Origin of the sequence: Porphyromonas levii (assembly GCF_018206105.1) — a bacterium.
GTDB lineage: Bacteria > Bacteroidota > Bacteroidia > Bacteroidales > Porphyromonadaceae > Porphyromonas_A > Porphyromonas_A levii.
Genome location: NZ_JADRGN010000059.1, coordinates 1 through 9312 on the forward strand (window position 1 = coordinate 1; position 9312 = coordinate 9312).

The window sequence follows — 9312 nt, forward strand, 5'->3', positions numbered from 1 at the left end:
AAAGCTATCGTCCGAAGATGCTATAGAAACCCACGTGCATTTTGAAGGAAACTGTCGACCTTTTCTCTGAAAACCCACGTCTTTTTTTCAGAACATAGGAGTGGGGGATAAACCTTATCTATTGGAGCAATATCTATTTTACAGACTTAAAGAGCCGTGAAGTAGTGAATCGAATATTGGTGGGAGTCGTTTGGTAAAAGGGTATAAAGAGAAGTCTCAACCGCAATAATTTGCGATTGAGACTTCTCTGTAACTCTTTCCTAACTATTGGGATTAGAAGCCCTCGATAACTGGGAGGAACTTATCAGCAGCAAGAGAAGCACCACCAATAAGACCACCATCGACGTCGGGTTTTCCAAATAGCTCCTTAGCATTTCCGCCATTGGCACTACCGCCATAAAGTATAGTAGTATCGTCGGCTACATCCTTGCCATACTTGCTCTCAATCACGCTGCGAATATGAGCGTGGATTTCCTGAGCTTGATCGCTGGTAGCTGTCTTACCAGTACCGATTGCCCATACAGGCTCATAGGCTAGTACAATCTTACGGAAGTCTGCCTCAGAGAGGTCAAATAACGCTTCCTTTACCTGGGTCTCTACAACCTCGAAGTGCTTACCTGCCTCACGCTCCTCTAGCACCTCACCGATACAGAATATAGGCTGAAGATTGTTGGCTAGTGCTAGTGCAACCTTTTTCTTTAGTATCTCAGAAGTCTCGTGGTAGTAACTACGGCGCTCGCTATGGCCAAGAATTACATATGTAGCGCCAGTGGATGCCACCATCTCTGCAGATACCTCGCCTGTGTACGCTCCTTTTGCTTCGGCAGCACAGTTCTCTGCAGCTACTTTGATAGCACTTCCCTCTACAGCCCTAACAACCTCTGTTAAGTGCGTAAATGGTACTCCGAGGATAACGTCGCACTTCAGTTCTTTCCCCTCAATAGAAGCACGCACATCCTTTGCGAGCTCTACTCCTTCGGCAACAGTGGTATTCATCTTCCAGTTGCCAGCAACAATGTTCTTTCGCATAATCTTTCTTCTTGTCAAACTTATTTATTAAACATCCTATTTCTCTTTGAAAAACCTAGAGCATATGATTGCTATGGTTAGTATGATAAGTCCACCCCAAGCATATAGCAGCTCCAAAAGCCGACTCTTCTTGGTCGGCATCTGGTATGGATCCTTCTTAAACTCGGGGTTGGTTATCCTATCCGCAAAAGCCTTACCAGTCATCTTATTGACTATTCTACCTCCCTTTATTATCAGTACTCCTGGATTATTCCGCACAACAGTCTTGGCTGTTGTCTTGTCTAGGAAAAGTACTTCGGAAAACTCCTGCTCTAGTGGAGCATATTCAGGTTTGTTCCATACCTCGCCTGTATTCCCCATTGCGAGGAGTAGGGGCTCGGGGCAGTTCTGTGTTATTTTCTGTAGTAGTTGAGGCTCTACCGTATTCAGGTCGTGGCTAATCACGATTATCGCTTGCCCCTCCTTATACGTTAGGCTTTCTACAGCATTACTGCCGTCCTCACGGACTAGTACAAAGTCGGCTCCTGCTGGTCGTACCGCCTCCTCTATTACCTCCACTTCATCCCGAACATAAGTCCAAGTAGAGTCTACCTCCGAAAGCTCCTCCATACTAAAGGTTCGCTCCTTACCATCCTTGGCGTACACGAAGCTATAGATGTACACTCCTTCGGTACCACCTGTTGTGGTTAGCTCCATGAGGTCGCTCCCAATCGTATAGGGTCGGAAGTCTATAATTGGCTCATGTACAATGTTTGTGAGGTTGAAAAGCAATAGAATGACCGACGACACCCCTATAAGTATATCTGCATATCTGGTGCTAGTCCACTCATGCCATGCGCTTAGGTTACGGAACAGATAGGCAACCAGTAGCAGCAGCACTACATTCTTCCAAAACGTTGCTGCATTGCTAATTACTAGGGCATCGCCAAAGCATCCGCAGTCAGCTACTGGTTTGAAAAGATAAATGTAAAGCGTGAGCAATGTCATGCAGCACATCAATACCAGTGCAGCCCAACTCGTTATCAGCCTTCTCCAACCAATAAGAAACGCGACTCCTAAGAGTGCTTCGAATAAATTGAGCGCAACAGATGCTCCCAGGTAACACCACGATGGGAAGTGTAGACCACCGATGGCTACATACTCCTCTATCTTGATAGCAGTACCCATAGGATCTATACTCTTTACCAAACCAGAGAAGATAAAGGTAGCTCCGAGGATAAGCTGTGCTACTGTGGCAAATACTTGTCTTTTATTCCATTGCATCAGTCCCTTCGCTTATCTTAATCAGTGCGAATATGGCATAGTTAAGCATGTCTAGGTAGTTCGCATCTATTCCCTCACTTACCTTTGTAGCACCTTGGTGATCCTCTATTTGCTTAGTCCTAAATATCTTCTGCAAGATAATATCGGTAATGCTAGAGATCCGCATGCTACGCCAAGCCTCACCATAGTCATGGTTTTTGGAGAACATAAGCTGCTTTGAGCGATCGGCATACTCATCATACCAGCCTAGGAGTATCTCTTTATTCTCCTCTGGGGCATTGGTATACCCTTTCTCGAGCTGAACCATCCCCATGATAGCATAGTTCACAATCCCAATAAACTCATTCTTGAGAGCTTCACCTACCTTATTTTCACGCTTCTCCTGAACAGAACGAATGCGTTGTGCTTTGATATAAATCTGATCGGTAATGGCGGTAGGGCGCATCACGCGCCACGAAGCTCCGTAGTCCTTAAATTTATTGGCGAAAAGCTGCCGACAATCAGCTACAACCTTGGCAAACTGCTCTTCTGTCCTCTTGTACTCAGTCATAAGTGCTTATTTGATTAAGAACTGAAGATTGGCACCTGGTTCGTACTCTTTGATATCTTCACCTTTCTTAAATACGCGAAGGCTCTTATCTCCAATAAGCTCTAGCTTGCCGTCCTCAACAAGGAACCGACAACCCTCTCTTAGTCCAGCCACATACATATCTGGATTTGCCTCAATAAACTCGAGAATACGTACCTCGCGTGTCTCGCCTCCATGGTTCTCTGGATGACTATCAAGATAGTGAGGGTTTATTTGGAATGGTACAAGGTTGAGTACATTGAAGCTCTGAGGCTCTACGATAGGCATATCATTGGTTGTCCGAATCGTTGGGCAAGCCACATTGCTCCCTGCGCTCCATCCCACATAAGGTGCTCCATCCAATACTCTTTCACGGATCGCTTCTATCAGTCCTTGTTCCTGCATCATCTTAGTAAGCTGGAATGTATTACCTCCACCCACCATGATTGCGCCAGCCTCTTTTACTGCCTTTACTGGATCAGGGAAAGTATGTACCCCTTTTACCTTAACCCCCACTGGAGCCAAAGCCTTATTAACCTTCTCCACATAAGCGTCGAAAGTGAAAGTAACACCCGCAAAGGGGATAAATACAACATTCTCCCTGACCTCTCCTAGAAATTTTGCAATATCTTCGGCTGGTTTCTCAAGGTAAGTCTCACCGGGTGAGGCTGAATTGCTTATCAGTAGTAGTCTCATGATGTGCTGTCTCAATCAGTTTTATAAATCTATTTCTCCCACAAAATTACCAAAATCTACCTGCTTAACCTAACACCCCCTCACCAGAGTATTATTCCAACTCTGAAGAGGGAGTATTATAATGATAAAGATATGGAAAGTTATGGTGCTAGGCGATCGAGCGACCAGCTGCCATCCTCCTGAAGTTCGTACAAGAAACGATCATGCAATCGGCTCTCCCTGCCTTGCCAAAACTCTATTCTAGAAGGGGTTACCTCAAAACCACCCCAATTGTCAGGCCGAGGTACCTTTCTAAAAGTACCAGTGTACTTGAGGCTCTCCTTTGCAAACTCTGTAACGATGAAAGCCCTGCTTGGGATAGGCTGACTCTGAGGGGAGATTCTAGCTCCTACACGGCTCTTATAGGGGCGCTTATCAAAGTAGGCATCGCTTACCTCAGGTGCCACGTGCTTACAAATACCCTCTACATGTATCTGTCGTTCCAGCTGATGCCATAAGAATGTAACCGATACATGGGGATTAGCTTTGATTTGCCTGCCTTTACGGCTATCATAATTACTATAGAAGATGATTTTACCTTCGTTAATCTCCTTTATCAGCACCGTACGGGATGAAGGGTGACCATCTGGGGTTGAAGTGGTGACTACAATAGCAGTTGGCTCTATGACCTTGTGGTCGATAGCCTCTTGTAGCCACTCTTCCATCTTTTGTATAGGATTGGCAGGCATGTTCTTGCGAGAAAGGCTTCCCACCTTGTAATCCCTTCGGATGTCTTCGATATGCATGTCCATAGTGATGATATATGTATTTTAAGTGTGATTAATTTCGCCAAAAACTCCGATGGAGTAGGGTTAGTACGGTAAAGATCTCCAAACGCCCCGTCAACATCAGAAAACTCATAAGGAATGTATTGAAGTCGCTAAGAGTAGAGAAGTTCGCCATAGGACCAAAAGCGCTAAGCCCTGGTCCTGAATTGGAGATACAAGCTATAGATGCCGATACTGCGTCGGTGAAGGAATATCCCTCAAGTGTAACAGAAAAGGTCGCAATCAATATTATAGTGAGATAGGCGTATAGAAAATTATATACCTGATTGACCACCTTCTCTTTGATGAATGTACCATTATACCTAAGAGGAACAATAGCTTGCGGATGAGTACGCCTTTTGAACTCATTGAGTAGGTTACGTGATAGGATATTGAAGCGAATCATCTTGAGCCCTCCGCTCGTGGAGCCAGAGCACCCTGCAACAAACATAAGGAATAGGGCAACAACCCAAAAGGAACCACCCCAGAAGTTGTAGTCTTGGATAACATAGCCCGTAGTAGTTATCAAACTTACGACTTGGAATAATGAATGTAGGAGTGCTTTCCAAAACGAAATGTAAATGCCATTAGCATATAGCCAAATAGCAGTAAAGAGCGTAACAACAACTATAGTGGAAGCAAACCACCTGTACTCAGCATCGTGAAATAGTCTTTTGGGTTCTTTGCGTACAATAGCAAAGTAAATGAGTGTAAAGCTCGTAGCCCCAATAAACATAAAGACGGTGAGTATAAAATTGGTGTAAACAGAGTCTATATCAGCTATAGAAGCATTGTAAGTAGAAAAACCTCCTGTGCTGATACATGTAGCAGCATGGCACACCGCATCGTATAGGGAAAGAGGTCCTGCCCACAACAATAGGGCACATATAATAGATAGTACCACATAGATAAGGGTAATCCACTTGGCCATTACACCTATCCTAGGTACAAAGCGATCGTGGGTGATTCCCGTAGTCTCGTGGTCGAATACTACAGAGGCATTTTCCCCAGTAAAGGGCACTAGAGCTACAAGGAAGACAATAATACCAATACCCCCAATCCACTGGGTAACACTTCTCCAAAATAGGATACTGCGGGGTAGGGACTCAATGTCGTTAAGAATAGTACTTCCTGTAGTAGAAAAGCCCGACATAGCCTCGAAATACGCTTCCGAGAAATTGGGGATAAAGCCTCCTAACCAATAGGGCATCATCCCCAATAAAGACATGACAAGCCAGCTAAGCGAGACGGTAACCATACCTTCACGCCGCCCTGTATCGTATTCTGTATGTCCCTTGCCTAAGAGGAATAACGTGGCTCCAATAACCACATCAAGCCCCATGGTATAGAGTAGGGAGTGTAATCCGCTATCTCCGTAGTAAAGAGACACCCCTGCCGAAATCCCTAGGAATATTACTTGAAATAGACAAAGCAATCCAAGAACCATAAGGACAAACTTATAATTGAAGCCTCTCTTGGTTTCGTATTCTGAATGTACTAAGAATAGCATAGCAATAGATGATTATACTACTTGTCTTTATCCAAAGAGTTTATTGAGGTCATTCACAGAGGCATTGTGAGAGAATACCATTACCATATCTCCCGCATTAATCTGTGTCTTACCCTCTACTAGCAGTACCTCATTATTACGTAAGATACCTCCAAAGGTAATCCCTGATGGTATCTCGAGTTCCACCACAGGATGTTTGGTGACCAATGAATTTTCCCTCACCTTAATCTCTAATACTTCTCCTTGACCTATCGCCAGTGTCTTAGCACTGGAGATGTCGATATTGAGGAGGTAACGGAAAATTGCTGAGGCCGCCAATAGCTTCTTATTGATAAGGTTGCCTATCTTCATTTCGTTCGCGATGTCAATATAGTCAAGATTCTCTATCTGACAAACGGAAATAGGCACTCCTAGACGCTTGGCATTGAGAGTAGCAAGCATATTGCTCTCAGACGAACTCGTAAGAGCTAGAAAAGCCTCTGTCTTTTTTATTCCCTCATTGATAAGCAGGTCGGGATCCCTACTATCGCCATGTATCACAAGGGTATTTTCAGGTACCATCTCGGAGAGACGCATACACTTTTCATAGTCACTCTCGATGATCTTAATATTTAGGTCATCGGGTAGGGCTTGAGCCGTCTTGATAGCTATACGACTACCTCCCATGATAATTACACGGTGTACTTCCAACTTCTGTTGCCCACAGAATTGACGCACACTCTCAAGGTCTTGTGGTTTAGCGGCTACATAGAGGATATCATTCTCCTCTATAGTATCGTGGCCACGAGGGATAATAGTATGATTGTCCCGCACGATAGCAAGGATATGCAGGACTTTTTCAGAGAGATCTGATAGCTCCATCAATTCCTTACCTAGTAGAGGAGAGCCCTTAATAACCCGTGTTGCCACGAGAGCGAGCTTATTATTGAATATTTTCCAATACTGCTTAGCCCAAGGGAGACTCAGACTACTGACTATCTCCGCAGCTGCAAGCTCTTCAGGATAGAGCATATCATCTATCCCCAGTGCGGTAAAGTGTCCTCGATATTGAGGCATCAAATACTCACTGTTATTGATGCGTGCAAGTGCCTTCTTCGCACCCATTTGGGTCGCAATATTACAAGCGACAATATTACCACTCTCTTCAGGCGTAACTGCGATAAAGAGATCGGCTCTATCCGCTCCTGCATCTTTCAGATCTTTGAATGACGTAGGAGAGCCTACATAGGGCATGATCTCTAGCCTATTATCGTAAGCAAACTCGAGGTTGTCTGGATTGGAATCCAGTAGTATGATATCGTGCTGCTCATGCGATAGCATCTCAGCTAGGTGGGTTCCCACTTCCCCAGCACCTACTATAAATATTCTCATAGGGTTCGATACACCTCCTTCGCCTTATTTATGATCGACTCAGCATCCATCCCCTCATAAGCATGCTGAAGGGATACTGCCCCTTGCTTGACAAAATGGTCTGAAACACCTATCCTCGTCAGAGGAATAGATAGGTGATGATCTGAGTAATACTCTAGAAGTGCACTTCCCACACCTCCAGCTATAGAGCCATCTTCAATGGTGATAATATGCTGATACTCGCATGCAATTCGCTGGAGAATTTCACCGTCTAGTGGCTTCACAAATCGTAAGTTGATGTGTCCAGGATTATAACCCTCACTCTTAAGCCCATCTATAGCAGTAGCAACAGTGCTACCAATAGGACCATAGGAGACAAATACTACCTTTTCTCCTTCTCTCAAGACTTGCGACTTCCCTAATGGTAGTTCTTCAAATGGGACATGCCAATCACCACAAGTGCCCTTACCTCTAGGGAATCTGATAACAAATGGTCCTTCACTATGATGCTTATAAGCGGTATACATCATCAGGCGAAGCTCACTTTCGTCGATTGGCGACATGATGGTCAACCCTGGTACCGTGCGTAGATAGGCAATATCGTATACCCCATGATGAGTCATACCGTCTTCTCCAACTAGTCCTGCACGATCTAAGCACAAAATCACCGGTGCTGCCTGCATCGCCACATCGTGGATGACTTGATCGTAGCCCCGCTGCAAAAAGCTAGAGTAGATATTACAGAAAGGAATCATTCCTTTTCTTGCCAATCCTGCAGAGAAGGTTACTGCATGACCTTCGGCAATACCTACATCAAATACCCTATTGGGATAGCGCTCCTGCATGAAGTTGAACGAGCTACCAGATATCATTGCTGGAGTAACTCCTACTACTTTAGGATCCAACTCAGCTAATTCTAAGAGAGTCTTGCCAAATATCTCTTGATATTTGAGGGGACTATCAGGGAGCTCTGGAGTTACCTTCAATTTTCCCGTTACGGGATCGAACAACCCTGGGGCATGCCATACCACTGCGCTCTCTTCGGCAGGTGCGTAGCCCTTTCCCTTGACCGTTTTGATATGAAGAAGCTTTGGTCCCTCGAAGTCCTTAATACTCCGCAGAGTACTAACAAGCTCTACTACATCGTGCCCATCTGTGGGACCGAAGTAGCGGATACTGAACCCTTCAAAGAGATTCTTATCATCATTGATCAACGCTTTGAGGCTATTATTAAACCTTGTAAGGTTACGTTTCCTCCTCTCATCGATAAGTTTCAATCTCTTGAGACCCTGATAGCCTTTGTGCCTAATGTCGTTGTAGACCTTACTAGTACTTACTTTTACTAAGTACTTACTTAGCCCTCCAGTAATAGGGTCAATCCCTATGTGGTTGTCGTTGAGTACTATCAAGAGATCATTGGGCTGAGAAGAAGCATTATTAAGCCCCTCAAATGCCAATCCACCAGTCATTGCTCCATCGCCAATAACTGCGATTACACTCTTATTGAGGTTCTGAAGTTTACTTCCCACAGCAATACCCAATGCCGCAGAAATAGCATTGGAGGCATGACCTGAGACAAAAGAATCATATTCGCTCTCATTGGGATGGGTAAAACCACTAATACCGCCCCATTGACGCAGATTTCCAAAGTCCTTGCGACGCCCTGTGAGAATCTTGTGGACATAGGACTGGTGCCCAACATCCCAAACTATCTCATCATTTGGCAGATCAAAGACATAATGCAACGCTACTGTAAACTCCACAACACCAAAGTTGGCACCTAGGTGCCCTGGTACTTTGCTCAAGCTCTCCAAAAGAAATCCTCGTATCTCCTCGCACAACGTAGGCAACTCCTGGATTGAGAGCTGTTTTACGTCCTTGGGCGAATTGATTTTATCCAATAAAGAGTAACTTTTATAACTACTCATCTTACTAAATTCTAATATTTCCCTACCATACCCAATATCTGCAAAGTTAGCCATTTCTCAGCAATCCTCATAAATATGGGTGGGTGTCGTCCTATTAGCGTCTGTCATTGTAATAGGTCAGTTAGCACCGTGTCTTTGTATGGAATGGATACCATTAAGTAT

8 protein-coding genes are annotated in these 9312 nt (G+C 44.6%); all 8 read right to left on the minus strand.

All coding sequences use genetic code 11. The features are described from left to right. Nucleotides 1-273: 273 nt before the first annotated feature. The 8 genes from tpiA to dxs all read right to left on the minus strand — a co-directional run bounded on the left by tpiA (nucleotide 274) and on the right by dxs (nucleotide 9150). Nucleotides 274-1029 carry a triose-phosphate isomerase gene (gene tpiA, locus IX315_RS09095; RefSeq protein ID WP_211635788.1) on the minus strand — a complete coding sequence of 252 codons (756 nt, stop codon included), beginning with the start codon at nucleotides 1027-1029 and terminating at the stop codon, nucleotides 274-276. Between the two features lie 36 nt (nucleotides 1030-1065). Next, entirely contained in the window at nucleotides 1066-2292 is a 1227-nt protein-coding gene (locus IX315_RS09100; protein WP_018357579.1) for a BT_3928 family protein, read from the minus strand. Next, nucleotides 2279-2842: a DUF1599 domain-containing protein gene (locus IX315_RS09105; protein ID WP_018357578.1), complete on the minus strand. Its 564-nt coding sequence runs from the start codon at nucleotides 2840-2842 to the stop codon at nucleotides 2279-2281. Before IX315_RS09105 ends, IX315_RS09100 begins: the two co-directional genes overlap by 14 nt. Before the next feature lie 6 nt (nucleotides 2843-2848). Beyond that, nucleotides 2849-3556, minus strand: a complete 708-nt coding sequence (gene pepE, locus IX315_RS09110; RefSeq protein ID WP_018357577.1) for a dipeptidase PepE — start codon at nucleotides 3554-3556, stop codon at nucleotides 2849-2851. A 140-nt stretch (nucleotides 3557-3696) separates the two neighbouring features. Continuing rightward, nucleotides 3697-4347: a pyridoxamine 5'-phosphate oxidase gene (pdxH, locus tag IX315_RS09115; RefSeq protein WP_211837398.1), complete on the minus strand. Its 651-nt coding sequence runs from the start codon at nucleotides 4345-4347 to the stop codon at nucleotides 3697-3699. Nucleotides 4348-4375: 28 nt separating this feature from the next. Further along, a complete protein-coding gene (locus IX315_RS09120; RefSeq protein ID WP_018357575.1) occupies nucleotides 4376-5872 on the minus strand; it encodes a TrkH family potassium uptake protein in 1497 nt (498 codons plus the stop codon). 27 nt (nucleotides 5873-5899) lie between these two features. Beyond that, complete coding sequence (trkA, locus tag IX315_RS09125; RefSeq protein WP_211638574.1) at nucleotides 5900-7243, minus strand: Trk system potassium transporter TrkA; 1344 nt, start codon at nucleotides 7241-7243, stop codon at nucleotides 5900-5902. After that, nucleotides 7240-9150, minus strand: coding sequence for a 1-deoxy-D-xylulose-5-phosphate synthase (gene dxs, locus IX315_RS09130; RefSeq protein ID WP_134849347.1), 1911 nt, complete (start codon nucleotides 9148-9150; stop codon nucleotides 7240-7242). The genes trkA and dxs overlap by 4 nt, the downstream gene beginning before the upstream one ends. Between the last annotated feature and the right edge of the window lie 162 nt (nucleotides 9151-9312).